This is a genomic window from Melioribacteraceae bacterium, assembly GCA_030584085.1.
In the GTDB taxonomy this organism is placed as follows: domain Bacteria; phylum Bacteroidota; class Ignavibacteria; order Ignavibacteriales; family Melioribacteraceae; genus SURF-28.
Genome location: CP129490.1, coordinates 2,429,314 through 2,451,307, shown reverse-complemented (window position 1 = coordinate 2,451,307; position 21,994 = coordinate 2,429,314). Strand labels below are relative to the sequence as shown.

Sequence of the window (21,994 nt, the reverse complement as noted above, 5' to 3'; positions counted from 1 at the left end):
AGGAGATTCTCATGAGATTTAAAGCTCAAGAAAATAAAATTAAGCACATAGAACAATTGACAATTAGTTTAGCTAGTCCTGATGATATTTTGTCAAGGTCACATGGTGAAGTGACAAAACCGGAAACTATAAATTATCGTTCTTTTCGTCCAGAAAAGGATGGTTTGTTCTGTGAAAAGATTTTTGGTCCGGTAAAAGATTGGGAATGTGCTTGCGGTAAATATAAAGGTATTCGTTATAAAGGAATTGTGTGCGATAGATGCGGTGTTGAAGTAACTCTAAAAGCTGTTAGACGTGAAAGAATGGGACATATTGCTCTTGCAGTTCCTGTTGTTCACATCTGGTTTTTTAAAGCACTTCCATCAAAAATTGGTAATATTATTGGATTGACAACTAAAGAACTTGAAAAGATAATTTATTATGAATCTTATGTTGTTATCAATCCTGGTCCAACCGGGTTAAATCATCTTGATCTAATTTCTGAAGACCAATATTTCGAAATATTATCATCATTACCTCATGATAATGATTCATTGGAAGATAACGATCCCAAAAAATTCATTGCTAAAATTGGCGGAGATGCTGTAAAAGTTCTCTTGAAATCTACAGACATCGAAACAACATTCCTCGAATTGAAAGCGCAATTGAAAGAAGAGACTTCACAGCAAAAAAGAAATGATCTTTTAAAAAGATTACGAGTATTAGAAGCTTTTAGAGAAAGAGAAGGTAAAGTTCCTAATAGACCTGAATGGATGGTGCAAAGTGTAGTTCCGGTTATTCCTCCTGAACTTAGACCGCTTGTTCCTCTTGAAGGTGGGCGTTTTGCCACTTCTGACTTAAATGATCTTTATAGAAGAGTAATTATTCGTAACAATAGATTAAAAAGATTAATAGATATTAAAGCTCCTGAAGTCATTCTTCGAAATGAGAAGAGAATGCTTCAAGAATCAGTTGATGCATTGTTTGATAACTCTAGAAGAACAAGCGCGGTCAGAAGTGATGGAAACAGACCTTTGAAATCATTAAGCGATATGCTTAAAGGTAAGCAAGGCCGCTTCCGTCAAAACCTTTTGGGTAAACGTGTTGATTATTCCGGCCGTTCTGTAATTGTTGTCGGACCAGAATTAAAACTACATCAATGCGGTCTTCCGAAAGATATGGCGGTTGAATTATTCAAACCATTTATCATTCGCAAGTTGATTGAAAGAGGTCATTTCAAAACCGTTAAGAGTTCACGAAAAGCAGTCGATAGAAAAGATCCGGTTATTTGGGATATTCTTGAAAAATTAATTGATGGTCATCCGGTCATGCTTAACCGTGCACCAACATTGCACCGCTTGGGTATACAGGCATTCCAGCCGATACTTATTGATGGGAAAGCAATTCAGCTTCATCCAATGGTTTGTACAGCATTCAATGCGGATTTTGACGGTGATCAGATGGCTGTTCACGTTCCGCTTTCTTATGAAGCCCAACTTGAAGCAGGACTATTAATGCTTTCAAGTCACAATATTCTTTCTCCACAAAACGGTGCTCCTATTGTTGTTCCTACGCAAGATATAGTTTTAGGTTGCTATTATTTAACTAAAACTAAAACCGGTGGTCAAGGTGAAGGAATGGTGTTTAGCAATTTTGAAGAAGTTATGATTGCATATAACTCTAAAGTTGTTGAACTTCATGCAAAAATTAAGGTTAGAGTTGAAGGACAATTTATTGAAACAACTGTTGGCCGAGTAATATTTAATCAAATCGTTCCGGAAGGAATGGGTTTCTTTAATGAATTACTTGTTAAGAAAATCTTCAGCGGATTCATTTACAAGATGTTTATAAAACTCGGCAATGAAAAAACTGCAAAGTTCTTGGATGATCTAAAGGATTTAGGTTATAGATATTCAACCGCAGCTGGAATTTCAATTAGCTATAGTGATATGATCATCCCTGAAGAAAAAGAAAAACTTATTAAAGATTCGAATGAAAAAGTAAGTCAGATTTTAAATGAACACGAACAAGGTTTGATTACTGATGCCGAAAGATATAACAAGATCATAGACGTTTGGACACACACAACGAATAACGTTGCAAAGTCTTTGATGGATAAAATTAAAACTGATCAAGGTGGATTCAACTCAGTACACATGATGGTTGATTCCGGTGCGAGAGGTTCACAAGAACAGGTTAGACAGTTAGCTGGTATGCGTGGTCTAATGATGAAACCACAAAAAAGTTTAACAGGTCAATCAGGTGAAATTATTGAAAACCCGATTGTTGCTAACTTTAAAGAAGGTTTATCAGTACTAGAATACTTCATTTCCACACACGGTGCTCGTAAAGGTCTTGCAGATACGGCATTAAAAACAGCAGATGCGGGATATTTAACTAGAAGGTTATGCGACGTTGCTCAAGATGTCATCGTATCAGAAATTGATTGCGGTACGATTAGAGGTGTTTACATTTCTGCACTTAAAGATGTTGAACTTGAAAGAGAACCATTGGCTGAAAGAATTACTGGTCGTGTTGCTCAAGAAGACATTTATGATCCAAGAACAGATGACTTAATTGTCGAAGCAGGCGAAGTTATAGAAGAAGAAAAAGCCGAACTTATTGACGAAGCGAACATTGACTCGGTTTATATTAGGACAGTACTTACTTGTGAATCAAAACGCGGTGTTTGTGCTAAATGTTATGGACGTAACTTAACAACCGGTCATTTGGTTGAAATTGGTGAAGCGGTTGGAATAATTGCTGCTCAATCAATCGGCGAACCCGGTACACAGTTGACTCTTAGAACATTCCACTTAGGTGGAACTTCATCTCGTATTGCTTCACAATCACAAGTTGAAGCTACAGTTGACGGTGTAGTAAAATTCGATAGAGTCAACTTTGCAGAAAAAACAGATTTCTTCGGTAAAGTAAAAGTTGTGATAGGTCGTCGAGGTTCAATTGGTATTTTCGATGAAGATCTTAGACAAATAAAGAAATTTGATATTCCTTATGGTGCTGAATTAATGGTGGAAGATGGCGCAAAAATAAAAAAAGGTCAGCCTCTTTATAATCACGATCCATACAACTCCTTAATCTTAACAGATTCAGCAGGTACAGTTAGTTTTGTTGATTTAATTGATAACTCAACAATTCAACAAGTAGCCGATGAACAAACCGGTCACGTTCAAAAAGTTGTAATTGAATCGAAAGATAAAACACTTACACCAAGTATTGTAATTACTACCGAAGATGGTGAGCAAAAAGTATTTAACTTACCAACAAAAGCCTATCTCTCAGTTGATGAAGGTGAGAAAGTTCAAGCAGGCACAATCTTGGCAAAGATTTCAAAATCTGCCTCAAAAACTCGAGATATTACAGGCGGTTTGCCTAGAGTAACCGAATTATTTGAAGCTAGAAGTCCCCACGAACCAGCAGTTGTCTCTGAAATTGAAGGTGTAGTTAAATTTGGAGTCAGAAAAAAAGGTTCAAGAGAAATCATAATTGAATCACTTGACGGATCTATTCAAAAAGTTTATAACGTTCCTTACGGAAAACATATTCTCGTTCAAGAAGGTGACGAAATACCTGCCGGTGAAAAAATTACCGATGGACCAATAGACCCACATGATATTTTGAAAATTAAAGGAACAAACGCAGTTCAGGAATACCTTGTAAACGAAATTCAAGATGTTTACAGATTACAGGGTGTTAAGATAAATGATAAACATATTGAAGTAATAGTTAAACAAATGCTTCAAAAATTACGAGTTATTTCTTCGGGCGATACGAAATTCATCGATGAAGATTTAGTCGATAGAGTCAAGTTTGGTGAAGAAAACGAAGAAATTAAGAACCTGGTTTATACAGTTGATCCGGGTGATTCCAAATTAAAATTGGGTCAATTAATAACTAAGTCCAAAGCCCGTGAAATTAATGCTGATCTTAAAAAGAAAGATAAGAATCTCCTTGAAGTAAGAGATGCTGATCCTGCAACATTTGATAATATCCTTCTTGGTATCACGCAAGCAGCGTTATCAACCGAGAGTTGGATATCAGCGGCATCTTTCCAAGAGACAACAAAAGTATTAACCAATGCAGCAACAGCAGCAAAAGAAGATACACTAATTGGTTTAAAAGAAAATGTTGTTATGGGCCATCTTATTCCGGCTGGAACCGGCTTGAAGAAGTATAAAAAGATTCTTGTAGTGGGTGATGAGCCAGAAATAGCAGTTGCAGAAGAAGCTATGGAAAAAGTTGAGGAATCTAAGCAGAAATCATAGATTTTCAATCTTAAATTTAATTGGACAATATTGACAATAAAATAAAATAATGGTAAATTTTGAGTCTGTTTTCTATGGGAAACGATTTAAAATTTTGGAGGAAAATAAGTGCCGACAATAAGTCAGTTGATTAGGAAGGGAAGAAAAGAAATTAAGGTGAAAAGTAAAGCACCAGCTTTGCAGAATTGTCCGCAAAAAAGAGGTGTTTGCACCAGAGTTTATACTACTACTCCCAAAAAACCTAATTCGGCTTTACGTAAAGTTGCCAGAGTTAGATTAACAAACCAAATTGAAGTTACAGCTTACATTCCGGGTGAAGGTCATAATCTTCAAGAACACTCAATCGTTTTGATTAGAGGCGGAAGAGTAAAAGATTTACCTGGTGTTCGTTATCATATTTTACGTGGTACGTTAGATACCAGTGGTGTGGAAGAAAGAAAACAAGGTCGTTCTAAGTACGGCACAAAAAAACCTAAAGCAAAATAAGTTGAACTATGAGAAAAAGAAGAGCAGAAAAAAGATTTGTAAAACCTGATCCAAAATTTAATGACGTTTTGGTTTCAAAGTTTATTAATTACATGATGTTGGACGGTAAAAAATCTGTAACTAGAAATATGATCTACGATAGTTTTGAGATCATTGAACAAAAAACTAAAAAACCAGCGTTAGAAGTTTTTCAAAAGGCAATTCAAAATGTTGCCCCAATGGTAGAAGTAAGAAGCCGTAGAGTTGGTGGTGCAACCTATCAAGTACCTATGGAAGTTAGACCTCAAAGAAGAACTTCGCTCGCAATGAGATGGATTAGAAATTACTCAAGAGATAGAAAAGATAAATCAATGGCCTTAAAGTTAGCTGCGGAACTAATTGCAGCATCTCAAGGTGAAGGTTCAGCAGTTAAGAAAAAAGAAGATACACACAGAATGGCAGAGGCGAATAAAGCATTCGCTCACTTTAAGTGGTAATCGTAGAAAGGTAATTAAGTTTTAAATGGCAGAGAAAAGAGTAGATATAACAAAATTAAGAAACATCGGTATCATGGCGCATATCGATGCCGGTAAGACTACAACCACTGAAAGAATTTTATTCTATACCGGTAGACTTCACAGAATGGGTGAAGTTCATGATGGCGCTGCTACTATGGATTGGATGGAACAAGAAAAAGAGCGTGGTATTACGATTACTAGTGCAGCTACTTCTTGTCATTGGGCTGATCATCAAATAAATATTATTGATACTCCCGGTCACGTTGATTTTACGGTTGAAGTTGAACGCTCATTAAGAGTTTTGGATGGTGCGGTTGCTTTATTTTGTGCTGTCGGTGGTGTTGAACCTCAGTCTGAAACTGTATGGAGACAAGCTGATAAATATGGTGTTCCAAGGATTGCTTTTGTAAATAAAATGGATAGAATAGGCGCAGATTTCTATCACGCTGTCGATATGATGAAAGATCGTCTAAAAGCAAATGCGGTGCCTATTACTTTACCCATTGGTGAAGGTGATTTGTTTGCAGGTGTGATAGATTTGATTTCGATGAAAGCAAGAATGTATCACGAAGAAAATTTTGGTTCTACATTTGAAGATGTAGAAATTCCACAGGACCTAAAAGCTCTTGCTAATAAATATCGAACATTAATGCTTGAGGCAGTTTCTGAAGTTGATGATACACTTCTTGAAAAGTATTTAGAAGGCGAAGAAATTTCAGTTGATGAAGTAAGAACGGTGCTTCGAAAAGCAACGATTCAAAATAAAATCGTTCCAGTTCTGTGCGGTTCTTCTTTTAAGAACAAAGGTGTTCAAAAATTACTTGATGCAGTAGTCGAGTTCTTGCCTTCACCAATAGACATTGGTGAAATTCACGCGCATCATGTTGATAAAAATGATCAGGTTATTGTATCACCTGATGAAAAAGCAAAATTTGCTGCCTTAGCTTTCAAAATTATGACTGATCCATATGTTGGAAAAGTTACTTTTATTAGAGTTTATAGCGGTAGATTGGAAGCTGGATCTTATGTTCATAATTCAGTTTCGGATAAGAAAGAAAGAGTTGGCAGAATTTTAGAAATGCATGCTAACTCAAGAACAGATAGAGAATATTTAAGAGCTGGAGATATTGCAGCTTTAGTTGGTCTAAAATATACTAAGACTGGCGATACTCTGTGCGACGAAAAAGATCAAATAGTTCTAGAAAAAATGGTTTTTCCTGAACCGGTTATTCAAATTGCCATCGAACCTAAAACTAAAGCTGATCAAGATAAGTTATCAGACGCATTGTCCAAATTATCGGATGAAGATCCAACATTCAAAGTTAAAGTTGATGATGAAACAGGTCAAACTTTAATAAGCGGTATGGGTGAGCTTCATTTAGAAATTCTCGTCGATAGAATGAAGAGAGAATTCAAAGTAGAAGCAAACGTTGGTAAACCTCAAGTTGCTTACAGGGAAACTATTAGAAAAACCGTGCAACAAGAAGGTAAGTTTGTTAAACAAAGTGGTGGTAGAGGTAAATACGGTCACGTTTGGGTTGAAGTTGGTCCGAACGAACCTGGTAAAGGTTATGAATTTGAAAATGCGATAGTTGGTGGTGTTGTGCCGAAAGAATATATCCAACCGGTATCGAATGGTATAATTGAAGCGATGAGAAATGGTGTTATTGCCGGATTTCCGGTTGTAGACATCAAAGTTAAGTTGTACGATGGTTCATATCACGATGTCGATTCGGATGAAATGTCATTTAAAGTGGCTGGCTCAATGGCATTTAAGGAAGCGGCTAGAAAAGCCGGTCCTGTTTTGTTAGAACCAATGATGAAAGTTGAAGTTACAACCCCAGAGGAATATTTGGGTGATGTTATGGGTGATTTAAATAGTAGAAGAGGAAAAATTGAAGGTTTCTCATCTAGAAAGGATGCTCAAGTAATTAGGGGATTAGTACCTTTAGCTGAAATGTTTGGGTATGCAACTACTTTAAGATCGATGACACAAGGTAGAGCAATATACACAATGCAATTTTCACATTACTCTGAAGTTCCAAAATCAATAGCAGATGAAATTTCAGAAAAAACAGGTTCAAAGAAAACTGAGTCAGTTTAAACAAATTTGGAAATCATTAATAAAAAGTAAAATAACAAGGAGAATTCGATGGCAAAAGAAAAATTTGATAGGAGTAAACCTCACGTAAACATAGGTACTATTGGTCACGTTGACCACGGTAAGACAACACTTACTGCTGCTATCACAATGGCTTTGTCAAAACGTGGATTATCCGAAAAAAGAACATTCGATAGTATTGACAATGCTCCTGAAGAAAAAGAACGTGGTATCACTATTGCTACTGCTCACGTTGAATATTCAACAGCTAATAGACACTATGCTCACGTTGACTGTCCTGGTCACGCTGACTACGTTAAGAACATGATCACCGGTGCTGCTCAGATGGACGGTGCGATTCTTGTAGTTGCTGCAACTGACGGTCCTATGCCGCAAACTAGAGAACACATTCTACTTGCTCGTCAGGTTGGTGTTCCTAAAATTGTTGTATTTATGAATAAAGTTGACTTAGTAGATGATCCTGAATTATTAGAATTAGTTGAAGTTGAATTGAGAGATTTGTTAACAGAATATGAATTCCCGGGTGATGAAATTCCGATTATTCAAGGTAGTGCACTAAGGGCTTTGGAAGCTGCAACTGATGATGGTACTCCTGATACTGATGAGAGATTGAAATGTATTTGGGATTTAATGGATGCTGTAGATAGTTATGTTCCGATTCCGCAGCGTGACGCTGATAAACCATTCTTGATGCCAGTGGAAGACGTTTTCTCTATTACTGGTCGTGGTACAGTAGCCACCGGTAGAGTTGAAAGAGGACAAGTAAAGATTCAAGAAGAAGTTGAATTGATTGGTCTAGGAATGCACAAGAAAACAGTTGTAACAGGTATTGAAATGTTCAGAAAAGAACTTGATGCTGCTATGGCTGGTGATAACGCAGGTATCTTAATGCGCGGTATCGATAAAAAAGAAATTGAAAGAGGTATGGTCTTAGCGAAAACTGGATCAATTACACCTCATACAATATTTGAAGGCGAAGTTTATATCCTGTCAAAAGAAGAAGGTGGACGTCATACGCCATTTTTCCAAGGATATAGACCTCAGTTCTATTTTAGAACAACTGACGTAACAGGCGTTGCTGAATTACCTGAAGGAACCGAAATGGTTATGCCTGGCGATAACGTAAAATTAAAAGTTACGCTTATTTCTGAAATCGCAATGGAAGAAGGTCTCCGCTTCGCTATACGTGAAGGTGGTAGAACGGTTGGTTCCGGCGTTGTTACTAAAATAATTCAATAATATATAGTTTGTAGAAATTAAATTTATTGAGAGAAGGTTTTGCCACCTTCTCTCTGTGTGAATAATAAGGAGAGATTGAAAGTGCCAGGTCAAAAGATCAGAATAAAATTAAAATCTTATGATCATATTTTGATAGATAAGTCTACCGAGAAGATCATTAAGACTGTTAAAAGTACGGGTGCTGTTGTTTCAGGACCAATTCCTCTTCCTACCCGAAGAACAGTTTTTACGGTATTGAGATCTCCACACGTAGATAAAAAATCTCGTGAACAATTTGAAATTAGAGCGCACAAAAGAATAATTGATATTCATAACTCTAACAACAAAACCGTCGATTCGCTTAGTAAATTAGATATTCCGGCGGGTGTTGATATTGAGATTAAGTTATAAGGATTGCTAAAATGCCAGGATTGTTAGGAAAAAAACTTGGAATGACTTCAGTATTTTTACCGGATGGAAAATCCGTCCCGGTAACTGTTATTGAAGCCGGTCCTTGCCCGGTTTATGCTGTTAAATCATCCGAGAAAGATGGTTACAAAGCTCTTCAACTGGGATTTGGTGAAAAGAAAGAGAAAAGAACCGCTAAACCACAACTTGCAGTTTATAATAAATTGGGATTAAAATCTCCTCGCTTATTAAGAGAATTCAAGAATTTTAAGGATGGCGAGTTTAATGTTGGAGATTCGATTAACGTTGAAATCTTTCAAGAAGGTGATAAAGTTAAAGTTTCCGGTTTAAGTAAAGGTAAAGGATTTCAGGGTGTGATGAGACGACATGGATTCGGTGGTGTTGGTGGTACAACTCACGGTCAAAGCGATCGACTTAGAGCTCCCGGTTCAATTGGTTCAAGTTCTGATCCCTCTAGAGTCTTTAAAGGTACTAGAATGGCCGGAAGAACAGGTTATGAAAAAGTTACAGTATCTAATCTTAGAGTTATAAAAGTAATCCCCGAAAAGAATGTAATTCTTGTAAAGGGAGCAGTTCCAGGTTCAATTAATTCACTTGTTGAAATTAATAAGTAGTGGTAAAGAAATGAAAGTTGATGTCTATAAAATAGATGGTACAAAATCAAGCAGCAAGGTTGAACTATCAGATGATATCTTCGGAATTGAGCCGAATGATCATGTAATTTATTTAGCTGTTAAAACTTATCTTGCAAATCAACGCCAAGGTACTCATAAAGCTAAAGAAAGAGCTGAAGTTAGAGGCGGTGGTAAAAAGCCATGGAAACAAAAAGGAAGAGGCGGAGCAAGAGCCGGCACATCTAGATCTCCTTTATGGGTCGGTGGAGGAACAATTTTTGGACCGAGACCACGTAACTACAGGCAAAAATTGAATAAAAAAGTTCTACAATTAGCCAGAAAATCCGCTCTTTCATACAAAGCCAAGGCTGAACAAATAATGGTAGTTGAGGATTTTGATTTTGATTCACCTAAAACAAAAGAGTTGGTAAACATTTTAAGTTCGTTAAATGTTAATGGTAAAAAAACTTTATTACTTACAGCAGGATCTCGGGAAAAAGTTTATTTATCAGGAAGAAACGTTCCAAAATTAAATATACTACAAGCATCTAATGCATCAACTTATGATTTGGTTAATAATCAATTAGTATTGTTACAAAAGAGTGCTGTAGAAGAAATTCAGAATTCATTAAACTAATTAGTTGGTTTAGAAATGCGAAATGTTTTAATAAGACCTTTAATAACTGAAAAGATGACCGAGATTTCAGAGAAAGAACAATCGAAATACGGTTTTATAGTTGACTACAATGCTAACAAAATTGAGATCGCAAAAGCTCTCAAAGTAAAGTTCGATGTTGACGTTGTTGAGGTTAACACAATGAAATACAAAGGTAAAACCAAGACACAGTTTACCAAAAAAGGTAGATTCAGTGGTAAAACCCCTCGTTTCAAAAAAGCAATTGTACAGTTGAAAGAAGGTCAAAAAATTGATCTATTCGGTGAAGCATAAGGAATTGGAGTTTAGTAAATGGCTATTAGAAAATTAAAACCAAATACACCCGGAACAAGATTCATGTCTTTCTCTGCTTTTGATGCAGTCACGAAAGATACTCCAGAAAAGTCTTTGACTACTGCTCTCAAAAAATCCGGTGGTAGAAACAACAAAGGTAGAATCACTTCGCGTCATATTGGTGGCGGACATAAGAGACGTTACAGAATTATTGATTTTAAAAGAGACAAACAGGATATACCAGCAAAAGTTTTCTCAATTGAATATGATCCGAATAGATCAGCTAGAATTGCATTATTGAATTATGCTGATGGCGAAAAGAGATATATAATTGCTCCGAACGGATTAAATGTTGGTGATACAATTATATCAGGTGCCAAAGCTGATATTAAAACAGGCAATGCACTTAAGTTAAAAGATATTCCAGTTGGTACAATTGTCCATAATATTGAATTGAAACCGGGCAAAGGCGCACAAATTGGTCGCTCTGCTGGTACAGAAATTTCATTAAATGCTAAAGAAGGTAAATATGGTCAGATTAAATTACCTTCAGGCGAAGTAAGAATGGTTAGTCTGGAATGTATGGCTACCATTGGTTCTGTTGGAAATTCAGTTCATGAAAATATTAGTTTAGGTAAAGCAGGCCGCTCACGTTGGCTTGGTAGAAGACCTAAAGTACGTGGTGTTGTTATGAACCCAGTCGATCACCCGATGGGTGGTGGTGAAGGCAGAACTTCGGGTGGCGGACATCCGGTTTCTCCATGGGGTCAAAAAGCTAAAGGATTGAAAACTAGAAAAAGAAAAAATCCATCTAATAAATACATCGTTAAAAGAAGAAAAAGCTAGAGTTTAACATATGCCAAGATCAGTTAAAAAAGGACCGTTTATAAGCGTAAAACTTCTCAAAAAAGTTCAACAACTTAATGAGAAGAATCAAAAAAAGATCGTCAAAACTTGGTCGAGAACAAGTACAATCTCACCCGAGTTTGTTGGTCACACAATTGCAGTTCACAATGGCAATAAAATGATTCCGGTTTATATTTCGGAAAACATGGTTGGTCATAAACTTGGTGAATTTGCCCCTACTAGAATTTTTAGAGGGCATCCCGGAACTAAAGCTGAAAAGGCAAAAGTAAAGTAAAGTGATTGAGGACATTTAATGGAAGCTAAAGCAACACATCGTTATATAAGTTCATCTCCTCGTAAAATGAGATTAGTTGTTGATCTTATTAGAGGTAAATCTGTTGAACAAGCTATTGAAATTTTGCATTTCAATACAAAGCATGCTTCAAAAGATGCAGAAAAAGTTCTGAGAAGTGCTGTGGCGAACTTATACAATAAGACCGAAGACGAAAAAGTTGATATTGCAAAATTAGTTGTAAAAGAAGCTTTTGTAAATCAAGGTCCTACATTAAAAAGAATGCTACCTGCACCAATGGGCAGAGCATATAGAGTAAGAAAGAGATCAAACCACCTAACAGTGGTTGTTGGAACAAAAAGTTAAAAACTCAGGAGGATTTTTTGGGTCAGAAAGTTAATCCAGTAGGTTTTAGAGTTGGTGTTATTCGAGGATGGGAATCCAACTGGTATGAAAACGGCAGTTATGCTGCTAAGTTGGAAGAAGATCGAAAGCTCAGAAACTATATTAAGAATAGGCTGAAGAAAGCAGGAATTGCGAGAATAGTAATTGATCGTACATCAAAAAATGTTATTCTAACAATTCACACGTCACGTCCTGGTGTTGTTATTGGTAAAAGCGGAAAAGAAATTGCCCAACTCGAAGAAGAATTGAAAAAGGTAACTGATAAAGAAGTTAAAGTACAGATAACTGAAATTAAAAGACCTGAGTTAGACGCACAACTTGTTGCAGATAACATTGCTCAACAATTGCAAGGTCGTATATCATTTAGACGTGCGATGAAATCAGCAATAACATCGGCGATGAGAATGGGAGCTGAAGGAATTAAAATTATGTGCTCTGGTCGTCTCGGAGGTGCTGAAATGGCCCGTACCGAACAGTATAAAGAAGGAAGAATTCCTCTTCATACATTAAGAGCTGATATAGATTATGCAACATCAACATCATTTACAATCTACGGTGCAATAGGTATAAAAGTTTGGATCTGCCGTGGAGAGATTTTAGGAAAACGTTTATCCGATTAAAGTGAATAGGAGTTTTTTCTCATGTTAATGCCCAAAAGAGTAAAATATAGAAAAGCGCATCGTGGTAGAAGACGCGGAAAAGCTTATAGAGGAAGTAAAGTAGGTTTTGGTGATTTTGGTCTAAAGGCTATGGAAGCTGGTTGGATTACAAGTAGACAAATCGAAGCATGTCGTGTTGCTCTTTCACGTAAAATGAAAAGAGATGGTAAAGTTTGGATCAGAATTTTCCCGGATAAACCGGTTACAAAGAAACCGCTCGAAACTAGAATGGGTAAAGGTAAAGGAGCTCCGGAATTTTGGGTTGCAGTTGTTAAACCCGGTAGAATTATGTTTGAGGTTTCGGGGGTTTCAAGAGAAGTTGCAATGGACGCTCTTAAATTAGCTTCTCACAAATTGCCTATTAAAACAAAATCAGTTACTAGACCAGATTACGAATCAAAATAATTTTAGGACAAAGCAATGAAGATTTACGAAATAAGAGAAATGAAAACCGATGAAATCTTAAAAAGAATCGCTGATGAAGAAAAGAACATGGTTGATATGCGTTTTCAACATGAATTAAAACAGTTAACCAATACTGGTAAGTTGAAAGAAGTTCGTCGTGATATCGCAAAAATGAAAACTGTTCTTCGTGAAAGAGAATTAGAAGAACAAAAAACTGCTAAAGAAAATAAATAGGAGTTCTAGAAGTTAATGGAACAGATAAGAGGAAGAAGAAAAACAAAAATTGGGCAAGTAGTTTCCAATAGTATGGAAAGAAGCGGAATAGTAGCTATTGAAAGAAGAATGGCTCACCCTCTTTATAGAAAATATTTTAAGAAAACCACGCGAATTATGTTTCATGATGAAAACAATGAATGTGGAATTGGTGATACCGTAAAAATTCAAGAATGCAGGCCATATAGTAAAAATAAAAAATGGCGTTTAGTAGAAATTGTGGAAAAAGCTAAATAATAGCTTCTTTTAAGGAGTGTATTTGAAATGATCCAAGAAGAAACAAATTTAACAGTAGCAGATAATTCGGGTGCAAAAAAAGTTCGTTGCATCAGAGTTCTTGGCGGAAGTAATAGAAGATACGCAAGCGTTGGAGACTTAATAGTAGTTTCCGTTAAAGCTGCGATGCCCGGCGGCGGAGTAAAAAAAGGTGAAGTATCCAGAGCCGTTATTGTAAGAACAAAAAAAGAAGTAAAACGTGATGATGGTTCTTACATCAGATTTGATGAAAATGCAGCAGTTCTATTGAACGCTCAAAATGAACCTAGGGGTACTCGTATTTTTGGACCTGTTGCGCGAGAACTCAGAGATAAAAAATTCATGAAAATAATTTCACTTGCTCCAGAAGTTTTATAAGATATAGGTTAAAAATGAAAATTCATAAAGATGATACTGTTTTAGTAATTTCAGGCAACTTTAAGGGGAAAACCGGAAAAGTTCTTAAAGTTTATCCACAGGATAACCGTGTTATTATTGAAGGTGTGAATATTCGTAAAAGACATTCAAAACCTACTCAGGCAAATCCTCAAGGCGGAATAATCGAAAAGGAATCACCTATTAACGTTTCGAACGTTATGGTAGTTGATCCTAAATCGGGTGAAGCAACAAGAGTTGGAAAGAAAATAATTATTGATGATAAAACCGGTAAAAAGAAATCGGTTAGAATTAGTAAAGTAAGCGGCGAAATGCTGTCATAATTATACTAGGAGTTTTAGATTACAATGGCTAAGCAAACAAAAAAAGAAACAGAGCAAAAAGAAAAGAAAACTCAGGCACCGGCAGAAAAAACTAAAGTAACTCCAGTTAAAATTCCGGCTCGTTTATCTGCTGTTTATAAGGATGAAATTATTCCTAAGCTAAAAGAAAAATTTAAATACAGCAATATTATGGAAGTACCTAAATTAGATAAGATTGTTGTTAATATGGGTGTTGGTGCTGCGGTTCAAGATTCGAAATTACTTGATGAAGCTGTAAAAGAACTTGAAATGATCACCGGTCAAAAAGCGTCTGTAAGATCAGCAAAAAAATCTATCTCTAACTTTAAACTTAGAGAAGGTATGAAAATAGGAGCAAAAGTTACTTTACGAAAAGAAAGAATGTATGAATTTTTAGATAGATTGGTATCGGTTGCATTACCGAGAGTAAGAGACTTTAGAGGTATTTCTGATAAATCATTTGATGGACGCGGTAATTACACTCTTGGAATTCAAGAGCAAATTATCTTCCCGGAAATAAATGTTGATAAAATTACAAAAGTTTTAGGTATGGATATCACGTTTGTTACAACTGCTAAAACTGATGCAGAAGCTTTTGAATTACTTTCATCATTCGGTGTACCTTTTAGAAAAAAAGAAGCAAATTAATTATAATTTAGGGCTAACATGGCAAGAAAAAGTTTAATAGCGAGACAAGAAAAGAGAGTAAAACTTGTTGAAAAGTATGCAAAGCTCCGTAAAGAATTAAAAGAAAACGGTGATTACGAGGCATTGCAAGAACTGCCAAAAAACTCATCTCCCGTTCGTTTAAGAAATAGATGCCAGATGACCGGAAGACCTCGCTCGTATTACAGAAAATTCGGTATTTCAAGATTGGTGCTTCGTGAATTAGCATCAAAAGGTGAAATCCCGGGCTTAAAAAAATCAAGTTGGTAACAGAAGGAGAATTTTAAATGTCGATGACTGATCCTATATCAGATTTTTTGACTCGAATCAGAAATGCAGTAAAAGCTAGAAAACGTTATGTGGATATCCCTGCATCAAATACTAAAATTAGTATTGCAGAATTAATGAAAGAGAATAAATTCATTAAAGACTACAACGTAATTGAAGATAATAAACAAAACATTTTAAGAGTTCATTTGCAGTACGTTAACGGTGTATCTTCGATAACAGGCTTAGAAAAAATTAGTAAACCGGGACTTAAGAGATATTGTGGAAAAGATGAAATTCCAAGAGTTCTTAACGGACTTGGTATGGCGGTCATCTCAACTTCAAAAGGTATAGTTTCCGATAAACAAGCTAGAAGAGAAGCTATGGGTGGTGAAGTTCTAGCACACATTTGGTAAAATTTTGTAAGAGGTAAGTAAAGTGTCCAGAGTAGGTAAACAACCAATAAATATTAAAGACGTTCAAGTTAATCAAACTAACGGAACGCTTAAGATCAAAGGTAAATTAGGTGAGATGCAATTAGATGTTCATCCTAAAATGAATATCAAAATTGATGGTGAAGAATTATCGGTTCTAAGACCGGATGATACAAAAGAAAGTAAATCCTTGCATGGATTAACTAGAGCACTAATTCAAAACATCGTAACAGGCGTTACAAATGGTTATACCAAAACGCTTGATATAGTTGGCGTGGGTTACAGAGCAGAATTAAAAGGCAAAAACTTATTTATAAATATTGGTTATTCTCATCCAATATATTTTGCTCCGCCTGATGAAATTACACTCGAAGTTACAACCCCAACTCAAATAAAAATTAGTGGTGTTGATAAAGAATTAGTTGGTTTGGTTGCTGCAAAGATTAGATCTTTCAGAAAACCTGAACCTTATAAAGGAAAAGGTATTAAATACTCTGACGAAACAATTATCAGAAAAGCCGGTAAGACCGCTGGTTAATGGGAGATTAGTTAAGCTATGTTAAGAAAAACACAATTACAACAAGCTAAAAAGAAAATTAGAGTTCGAAAAAAAATCTGGGGAACAGCGGAAAGACCAAGAATGAATATTTTCCGCAGCTTAAATCAGATTTATGTTCAATTTATTGATGATAATGCCGGCAAAACATTATTTTCAGTTTCTTCGATTTCTAAAGAAATTGCAGATGAAGTAAAAAAAGCTAAAACGAAAACAGAGAAAAGCAAAATTGTTGGTTCTTTAGCTGCTAAAAAAGCTGTTGAATACGGTATAAAATCTGCCATCTTTGATCGAAATATTTATAGATACCATGGACGCGTTAAAGCTGTTGCCGATGGTGCAAGAGAAGGCGGATTAAAAATTTAGGTCATTGCCGGGTCGTCTAACGGTAGGACTACGCCCTTTGGAGGCGTCTGTAGAGGTTCGAATCCTCTCCCGGCAGCAAGTAAAAAAGTAATACACCAATAGAATATTTATTGTAACTAAGGAGTTAGAAATTGAGGTACAAAAAAGTATCCGGAATCGAAAATCTTAAAGAAAAAGTTGTTCATATCAACCGTGTTGCTAAAGTTGTAAAAGGTGGTAGAAGATTCAGCTTTAATGCTATTGTGGTTGTTGGCGACGGTAATGGTCACGTTGGTGTTGGTTTAGGTAAAGCTAACGAAGTCACCGATGCTATCTCAAAAGGAATTGATGACGCTAAAAAGAATGTCTATCGTGTTCCGGTAGTTAAAGGAACTATTCCTCATGAAATACTTGGTAAATTTGGCGCTGGTAAGGTTCTATTAAAACCTGCTTCTCCCGGTACTGGATTGATTGCTGGCGGTGGAGTTCGTGCAGTATTAGAATCAGCTGGAGTTCAAGATATATTAACTAAATCTTTAGGCTCTTCAAATCCGCACAACCAGGTTAAAGCAACATTAAATGGATTATTGAACCTACTCAATGCGGCAAGTATGGCTCGTAAACGTGGTATGGAAATTCAACAACTTTTCAATGCTTAATTGTTGAGGCAGTGTAATGGCAAAAAAGAAAAAAATAAAAGTTATTCAAACAAAAAGTGTGATTGATAGGCCGAAAGATCAAAAGCTTACAATAGAGGCTTTAGGACTTGGCAGACCAAATTATTTTAAAGTACATAACGATACCCCTCAGATAAGAGGAATGATTAATAAAGTATCACACTTAGTCAGTGTAGAAGAAATTGAAGAATAGAGGATTAAATGGATATTCTAAGTAATCTTAAATATGCAGAAGGATCAAGAAAAACTAGAAAACGCGTAGGTCGCGGTGAAGGATCCGGCCATGGTGGTACAGCTACGAGAGGTATGAATGGTCAAAAATCTAGATCTGGTGCAAAGTACAGAGCTTGGTTTGAAGGTGGTCAGATGCCGCTTCAAAGAAGAGTTCCGAAGCGCGGTTTTACCAACCGGTTTAGAGTTGAATATCAACCGATTAATGTAAGTACACTGCAAAAATTAGCCGATGATAATAAACTCGAAAACGGTAAAGTTGATGCTGTTGCTCTTTATAAAGCCGGTGTTATTAATAAAGTTGGACCTTACAAGATACTTGGCCAAGGTGAATTAAAAGTTAAATTAGAAGTTGAAGCTAATGCATTTAGTGCTTCGGCTAAAGAAAAAATTGAATCTGCTGGTGGAACTATTAAAGAGACGAAAGTTTAATGGGAAAATTACAAGACACCTTCCGGAATATTTTTAAAATTCACGAGCTAAGGCAGCGAATTCTTTACACCTTGGCTCTTTTAGTGATTGTCAGAATCGGTGCGCACATAACATTACCCGGTGTTGATGCACGTGTGTTATCCGAAGCAATGGCTAATCAAACATCCGATAACTTATTTGGTCTCTACGATCTATTTGTTGGTGGAGCTTTTTCTAATGCTGCCGTGTTTGCTTTAGGAATTATGCCTTATATCAGTGCATCCATCATTATTCAGTTATTGGGTGCAGTTGTTCCTTACTTCCAAAAACTTCAAAGAGAAGGGGAAGAAGGTCGTAAGAAAATTACTCAGTTAACAAGATATGGAACTGTAGGAATTTCAGCACTTCAGGCTTGGAGTGTTACAATTTTATTATCAAGTATGACTGCGAACGGTGTACCGATCATTTCACCTGAAGTATCGGGGTTTGGATTTACTTTTACCGCAGTTGTGTTCTTGGTTGCCGGTACTGTGTTTATGATGTGGATGGGTGAGCAAATAACTGAAAAGGGAATTGGCAACGGTATATCGCTTATCATTTTCATCGGTATCATTAATATGCTTCCGTTCGCTATGATTGATGAATACAGATTAATTGCTGCTGGTACAAGAAACATTGTTATCGAAATTGTAATACTTTTCTTCATGGTTGCGGTAATTGCTGGAATTGTTTTGGTTACTCAAGGTACTAGAAGAATTCCGGTTCAGTATGCAAAACGTGTGGTAGGAAGAAAAGTTTATGGTGGTGTGACACAATATATCCCATTGCGAGTTAATACGGCTGGTGTAATGCCTATTATTTTTGCTCAATCAATCATGTTTATTCCTAATACAGTATTATCATTTTTCCCTGATAGTGAATTTATGCAGTCGTTAGCCGGTTATTTTGTTTATACCTCATTCACTTACTCTGCAATATATGCTTTGATGATTGTGTTCTTTACATATTTCTATACTGCTATTGCATTTAATCCGCAGGACGTTGCTGAAAATATGAAAAAACAAGGTGGCTTTGTCCCGGGTATTCGTCCAGGAAAACAAACTGCTGAATTTATAGATAATATTTTAACGAAAATTACTTTGCCCGGTTCTGTCTTTTTAGCAATTGTTGCGATATTACCGGCATTTGTAAATCGATTTGGTGTTTCAGGAAGTTTCTCGCAGTTCTTTGGCGGTACAAGTTTATTAATTATGGTTGGTGTTGCACTTGATACACTAAATCAAATTGAATCACACTTGTTGATGAGACATTATGATGGATTTATGAAGTCCGGAAAATTGCGTGGTCGTAGAGGTTAGGTTTTGTTGTGATTCTTATTAAGACTAAAAAAGAAATTGATTACATAAGAGAAAGTTGTAAAATTGTTGCAGAAACATTGCAACTTGTTAAGAGATACGCTGAAATAGGAAAATCGACTTTAGAATTAGATAAAATTGCGGAAGATTATATAAGAAGTAATGACGCAATTCCGGCATTCAAAGGTTATTCACAATCCGGTTCTTTTGATTTTCCCGGCTCAATTTGTTCTTCAATTGATGATGAGGTAGTTCACGGAATACCAAGTGATAGACTTTTACAAAACGGTGAAATTCTATCAGTTGATGTTGGTGTCGAAAAGAACGGCTACTTTGGTGATGCAGCCATTTCAATTGCTATCGGGGAACTAAGTTCAGAAAAATTGAAACTTATGGGCGTTACCGAAAAATCATTGTATAAGGCCATTGAACAAGCTCGAGTAGGAAATAGAATCGGTGATATTGGTTACGCTGTTCAATCATATGTTGAAAAGGAAGGATTTTCTGTTGTAAAGGATTTGTGTGGTCATGGAATGGGTAAATATCTTCATGAAGAACCGCAAGTCCCAAATTATGGAAGACCAGGTTCCGGTGCTCTTATTAAAAATGGAATGACAATAGCAATTGAACCGATGATAAACCTTGGGAAATCTTCGGTTTATGTAGCTGATGATGGCTGGACGGTTTTAACAAGTGATGGAACAGCATCATGTCATTTTGAGCATTCAGTTGCGATAGTTGACGGTAAGGCAGAAATTTTAACAATAGTATAAAGATTAAATGGCAAAACAAGGTCCAATAAAAGTTGATGGTGTAGTAACTGAGACGCTGCCTAACGCAAATTTTAAAGTTAAACTCGATAACGGGCATGAGATATTGGCTCACATTTCGGGTAAAATGAGAATGCACTTTATTAAAATTTTAGTTGGTGACAAAGTTGCAATTGAAATGTCACCCTACGATTTGAATAAAGGTAGAATTACGTACAGATATAAATAGTTTTTCGGAGATAAAATGAAAGTTCGTGCTTCAGTAAGAAAAATTTGTGAACATTGCAAAGTAATAAAAAGAAAAGGCGTTGTAAGAGTAATTTGTAAAAATCCAAAACACAAACAACGTCAAGGATAAAATAAGGAGGTTTAGGTTTGGCTCGTATTGCAGGTGTTGACTTACCAAAAAACAAGAAAGCGTATATAGGATTGACCTACATCTATGGTATCGGTCAAGTTACAGCTTTGCATATTTTGGAAAAAGCTCAAGTTGATCCTAACAAAAAAGTTTCTGAACTGGATGAAAGCGAAGTTGCAAAAATTCGTTCGATAATGACAGCAGAATTCAAAGTTGAAGGTGCGCTGCGAAGTGAGGTTCAACAAAATATTAAGAGACTTATGGATATCGGTAGTTACCGAGGGTTGAGACATAGAAGAGGACTTCCTGTTAGAGGTCAGCGAACCCGAACAAACTCCAGAACAAGAAAAGGTAAAAGAAGAACTGTTGCTGGTAAGAAAAAAGCACCTACTAAGAAGTAATTTAATAACGGAGGAATTTAGTTTTGGCTAAAGTTCAAAGAAAAACGAAAAAGAAAGTACATGTTGACGCGGTTGGGGTAGCTCACATCAAAGCTTCTTTTAATAACGTAATCGTTACATTAACAGATATATACGGTAACACGATTTCGTGGTCGTCTGCAGGTAAAAATGGTTTTAAAGGTTCTCGTAAGAACACACCTTTTGCTGCGCAAGTAACGGCCGAAGCGGCTGCAAAAGAAGCACACGATCTTGGGCTTAGAAGAGTTGATGTTTTTGTAAAAGGACCCGGTTCCGGTCGTGAAGCTGCAATTAGAGCGCTTAATACAGCCGGTTTGCAAATCCTTGCAATTAAAGACATTACGCCAATACCGCATAACGGTTGTAGACCACCTAAACGTAGAAGAGTATAACGAGGAGAAAGTTAATGGCCAGATACACAGGACCAAGCTGCAAGTTGTGCAGAAGAGAACGACAGAAATTATTTCTCAAAGGATCGAAATGTCATTCGGAAAAATGTGAAATAGAAAAGAAAAACTTCCCTCCGGGAGAACATGGTTTAAGCCGCCGTGGTAAATTCTCAGAGTACGGAGTTCAGTTAAGAGAAAAACAGAAAGTTAAAAGAATTTATGGTTTGTTAGAAACTCAGTTCAGAAATTATTTTGAGCGGGCAAACAGACAAAAAGGTGTTACAGGTGAAAACCTGATCCAACTTCTTGAACGAAGATTAGATAACGTTGTTTTTAGATTAGGATTCGCTCCTTCTAGAAAAGCTGCCAGACAATTGGTTAAACATAGACACTTTAATGTAAACGGAAACGTTGTTGATATTCCATCATATGCACTCGCTCCCGGCGATGTTATATCAGTTCGAGATAAAAGTAAAAAGTTGGATGCAATTCACGATTCACTAAGAAGAACAAAAGAAAATTTATACAGTTGGTTAATTATAGATAAAGCAGGTCTATCCGGTACTTTTGTTCAATTACCTACACGTGAAGAGATACCGCTTAACGCTAATGAACAATTAATTGTTGAGTTGTACTCTAAGTAATTCACAAATTTAGAATTAAATTA

The 21,994-nt window shown here is 36.3% G+C and carries 33 protein-coding genes and 1 tRNA gene; all 34 read left to right on the top strand.

Annotated elements, in window-relative coordinates; all coding sequences use genetic code 11:
• Positions 1 to 11: 11 nt before the first annotated feature.
• The 34 genes from rpoC (at position 12) to rpsD (ending at position 21,971) form a co-directional block, all read left to right on the top strand.
• Complete coding sequence (gene rpoC / locus QY331_11250) at positions 12 to 4,262, top strand: DNA-directed RNA polymerase subunit beta' (protein WKZ68527.1); 4,251 nt, start codon at positions 12 to 14, stop codon at positions 4,260 to 4,262.
• Positions 4,263 to 4,370: 108 nt separating this feature from the next.
• Entirely contained in the window at positions 4,371 to 4,748 is a 378-nt protein-coding gene (rpsL, locus tag QY331_11245; protein ID WKZ68526.1) for a 30S ribosomal protein S12, read from the top strand.
• A gap of 8 nt (positions 4,749 to 4,756) precedes the next feature.
• Positions 4,757 to 5,224: a 30S ribosomal protein S7 gene (gene rpsG / locus QY331_11240; GenBank protein WKZ68525.1), complete on the top strand. Its 468-nt coding sequence runs from the start codon at positions 4,757 to 4,759 to the stop codon at positions 5,222 to 5,224.
• A 25-nt stretch (positions 5,225 to 5,249) separates the two neighbouring features.
• A complete protein-coding gene (gene fusA, locus QY331_11235) occupies positions 5,250 to 7,349 on the top strand; it encodes an elongation factor G (GenBank protein ID WKZ68524.1) in 2,100 nt (699 codons plus the stop codon).
• Positions 7,350 to 7,397: 48 nt separating this feature from the next.
• Entirely contained in the window at positions 7,398 to 8,606 is a 1,209-nt protein-coding gene (gene tuf / locus QY331_11230) for an elongation factor Tu (protein ID WKZ68523.1), read from the top strand.
• Between the two features lie 81 nt (positions 8,607 to 8,687).
• On the top strand, positions 8,688 to 8,996 hold the full coding sequence (gene rpsJ / locus QY331_11225) for a 30S ribosomal protein S10 (GenBank protein ID WKZ68522.1): 309 nt from the start codon (positions 8,688 to 8,690) through the stop codon (positions 8,994 to 8,996).
• Positions 8,997 to 9,007: 11 nt separating this feature from the next.
• Positions 9,008 to 9,628: a 50S ribosomal protein L3 gene (gene rplC, locus QY331_11220; protein ID WKZ68521.1), complete on the top strand. Its 621-nt coding sequence runs from the start codon at positions 9,008 to 9,010 to the stop codon at positions 9,626 to 9,628.
• A 10-nt stretch (positions 9,629 to 9,638) separates the two neighbouring features.
• Complete coding sequence (gene rplD / locus QY331_11215) at positions 9,639 to 10,265, top strand: 50S ribosomal protein L4 (GenBank protein ID WKZ68520.1); 627 nt, start codon at positions 9,639 to 9,641, stop codon at positions 10,263 to 10,265.
• A 15-nt stretch (positions 10,266 to 10,280) separates the two neighbouring features.
• The gene (gene rplW, locus QY331_11210) at positions 10,281 to 10,577 is read left to right on the top strand and encodes a 50S ribosomal protein L23 (GenBank protein WKZ68519.1); all 297 of its coding nucleotides are present in this window, start codon (positions 10,281 to 10,283) and stop codon (positions 10,575 to 10,577) included.
• An 18-nt stretch (positions 10,578 to 10,595) separates the two neighbouring features.
• Entirely contained in the window at positions 10,596 to 11,423 is an 828-nt protein-coding gene (rplB, locus tag QY331_11205; GenBank protein WKZ68518.1) for a 50S ribosomal protein L2, read from the top strand.
• Between the two features lie 10 nt (positions 11,424 to 11,433).
• Positions 11,434 to 11,718: a 30S ribosomal protein S19 gene (gene rpsS / locus QY331_11200; protein ID WKZ68517.1), complete on the top strand. Its 285-nt coding sequence runs from the start codon at positions 11,434 to 11,436 to the stop codon at positions 11,716 to 11,718.
• 18 nt (positions 11,719 to 11,736) lie between these two features.
• Positions 11,737 to 12,081 carry a 50S ribosomal protein L22 gene (gene rplV / locus QY331_11195; GenBank protein WKZ68516.1) on the top strand — a complete coding sequence of 115 codons (345 nt, stop codon included), beginning with the start codon at positions 11,737 to 11,739 and terminating at the stop codon, positions 12,079 to 12,081.
• A 17-nt stretch (positions 12,082 to 12,098) separates the two neighbouring features.
• The gene (gene rpsC / locus QY331_11190; GenBank protein WKZ68515.1) at positions 12,099 to 12,740 is read left to right on the top strand and encodes a 30S ribosomal protein S3; all 642 of its coding nucleotides are present in this window, start codon (positions 12,099 to 12,101) and stop codon (positions 12,738 to 12,740) included.
• A 21-nt stretch (positions 12,741 to 12,761) separates the two neighbouring features.
• On the top strand, positions 12,762 to 13,184 hold the full coding sequence (rplP, locus tag QY331_11185; protein WKZ68514.1) for a 50S ribosomal protein L16: 423 nt from the start codon (positions 12,762 to 12,764) through the stop codon (positions 13,182 to 13,184).
• A gap of 15 nt (positions 13,185 to 13,199) precedes the next feature.
• Positions 13,200 to 13,418, top strand: a complete 219-nt coding sequence (gene rpmC, locus QY331_11180; protein WKZ68513.1) for a 50S ribosomal protein L29 — start codon at positions 13,200 to 13,202, stop codon at positions 13,416 to 13,418.
• A 24-nt stretch (positions 13,419 to 13,442) separates the two neighbouring features.
• Entirely contained in the window at positions 13,443 to 13,694 is a 252-nt protein-coding gene (gene rpsQ, locus QY331_11175; GenBank protein WKZ71307.1) for a 30S ribosomal protein S17, read from the top strand.
• Between the two features lie 27 nt (positions 13,695 to 13,721).
• Positions 13,722 to 14,090: a 50S ribosomal protein L14 gene (rplN, locus tag QY331_11170; protein WKZ68512.1), complete on the top strand. Its 369-nt coding sequence runs from the start codon at positions 13,722 to 13,724 to the stop codon at positions 14,088 to 14,090.
• A 14-nt stretch (positions 14,091 to 14,104) separates the two neighbouring features.
• Positions 14,105 to 14,431, top strand: a complete 327-nt coding sequence (rplX, locus tag QY331_11165) for a 50S ribosomal protein L24 (protein WKZ68511.1) — start codon at positions 14,105 to 14,107, stop codon at positions 14,429 to 14,431.
• Positions 14,432 to 14,542: 111 nt separating this feature from the next.
• Positions 14,543 to 15,097, top strand: a complete 555-nt coding sequence (gene rplE / locus QY331_11160) for a 50S ribosomal protein L5 (GenBank protein WKZ71306.1) — start codon at positions 14,543 to 14,545, stop codon at positions 15,095 to 15,097.
• An 18-nt stretch (positions 15,098 to 15,115) separates the two neighbouring features.
• On the top strand, positions 15,116 to 15,385 hold the full coding sequence (gene rpsN, locus QY331_11155; GenBank protein WKZ68510.1) for a 30S ribosomal protein S14: 270 nt from the start codon (positions 15,116 to 15,118) through the stop codon (positions 15,383 to 15,385).
• Positions 15,386 to 15,408: 23 nt separating this feature from the next.
• The gene (rpsH, locus tag QY331_11150) at positions 15,409 to 15,798 is read left to right on the top strand and encodes a 30S ribosomal protein S8 (protein WKZ68509.1); all 390 of its coding nucleotides are present in this window, start codon (positions 15,409 to 15,411) and stop codon (positions 15,796 to 15,798) included.
• A 22-nt stretch (positions 15,799 to 15,820) separates the two neighbouring features.
• Complete coding sequence (rplF, locus tag QY331_11145) at positions 15,821 to 16,354, top strand: 50S ribosomal protein L6 (protein WKZ68508.1); 534 nt, start codon at positions 15,821 to 15,823, stop codon at positions 16,352 to 16,354.
• Between the two features lie 18 nt (positions 16,355 to 16,372).
• Positions 16,373 to 16,738, top strand: a complete 366-nt coding sequence (gene rplR / locus QY331_11140) for a 50S ribosomal protein L18 (GenBank protein ID WKZ68507.1) — start codon at positions 16,373 to 16,375, stop codon at positions 16,736 to 16,738.
• 5 nt (positions 16,739 to 16,743) lie between these two features.
• Positions 16,744 to 16,814: transfer RNA gene (locus QY331_11135), tRNA-Gln, on the top strand.
• Positions 16,815 to 16,869: 55 nt separating this feature from the next.
• Complete coding sequence (gene rpsE / locus QY331_11130; protein WKZ68506.1) at positions 16,870 to 17,376, top strand: 30S ribosomal protein S5; 507 nt, start codon at positions 16,870 to 16,872, stop codon at positions 17,374 to 17,376.
• Between the two features lie 16 nt (positions 17,377 to 17,392).
• Positions 17,393 to 17,587 carry a 50S ribosomal protein L30 gene (gene rpmD / locus QY331_11125; protein WKZ68505.1) on the top strand — a complete coding sequence of 65 codons (195 nt, stop codon included), beginning with the start codon at positions 17,393 to 17,395 and terminating at the stop codon, positions 17,585 to 17,587.
• An 8-nt stretch (positions 17,588 to 17,595) separates the two neighbouring features.
• Positions 17,596 to 18,057, top strand: coding sequence for a 50S ribosomal protein L15 (gene rplO, locus QY331_11120; protein WKZ68504.1), 462 nt, complete (start codon positions 17,596 to 17,598; stop codon positions 18,055 to 18,057).
• Positions 18,057 to 19,394, top strand: coding sequence for a preprotein translocase subunit SecY (gene secY / locus QY331_11115; GenBank protein WKZ68503.1), 1,338 nt, complete (start codon positions 18,057 to 18,059; stop codon positions 19,392 to 19,394). Before rplO ends, secY begins: the two co-directional genes overlap by 1 nt.
• An 8-nt stretch (positions 19,395 to 19,402) precedes the next feature.
• The gene (map, locus tag QY331_11110) at positions 19,403 to 20,164 is read left to right on the top strand and encodes a type I methionyl aminopeptidase (GenBank protein WKZ68502.1); all 762 of its coding nucleotides are present in this window, start codon (positions 19,403 to 19,405) and stop codon (positions 20,162 to 20,164) included.
• A gap of 7 nt (positions 20,165 to 20,171) precedes the next feature.
• Positions 20,172 to 20,390, top strand: a complete 219-nt coding sequence (gene infA, locus QY331_11105) for a translation initiation factor IF-1 (GenBank protein WKZ68501.1) — start codon at positions 20,172 to 20,174, stop codon at positions 20,388 to 20,390.
• Between the two features lie 15 nt (positions 20,391 to 20,405).
• The gene (gene rpmJ, locus QY331_11100; protein ID WKZ68500.1) at positions 20,406 to 20,519 is read left to right on the top strand and encodes a 50S ribosomal protein L36; all 114 of its coding nucleotides are present in this window, start codon (positions 20,406 to 20,408) and stop codon (positions 20,517 to 20,519) included.
• A gap of 17 nt (positions 20,520 to 20,536) precedes the next feature.
• On the top strand, positions 20,537 to 20,920 hold the full coding sequence (rpsM, locus tag QY331_11095) for a 30S ribosomal protein S13 (protein ID WKZ68499.1): 384 nt from the start codon (positions 20,537 to 20,539) through the stop codon (positions 20,918 to 20,920).
• Between the two features lie 23 nt (positions 20,921 to 20,943).
• Positions 20,944 to 21,330 carry a 30S ribosomal protein S11 gene (gene rpsK, locus QY331_11090; protein WKZ68498.1) on the top strand — a complete coding sequence of 129 codons (387 nt, stop codon included), beginning with the start codon at positions 20,944 to 20,946 and terminating at the stop codon, positions 21,328 to 21,330.
• 14 nt (positions 21,331 to 21,344) lie between these two features.
• The gene (gene rpsD / locus QY331_11085) at positions 21,345 to 21,971 is read left to right on the top strand and encodes a 30S ribosomal protein S4 (GenBank protein ID WKZ68497.1); all 627 of its coding nucleotides are present in this window, start codon (positions 21,345 to 21,347) and stop codon (positions 21,969 to 21,971) included.
• Positions 21,972 to 21,994 lie beyond the last annotated feature (23 nt).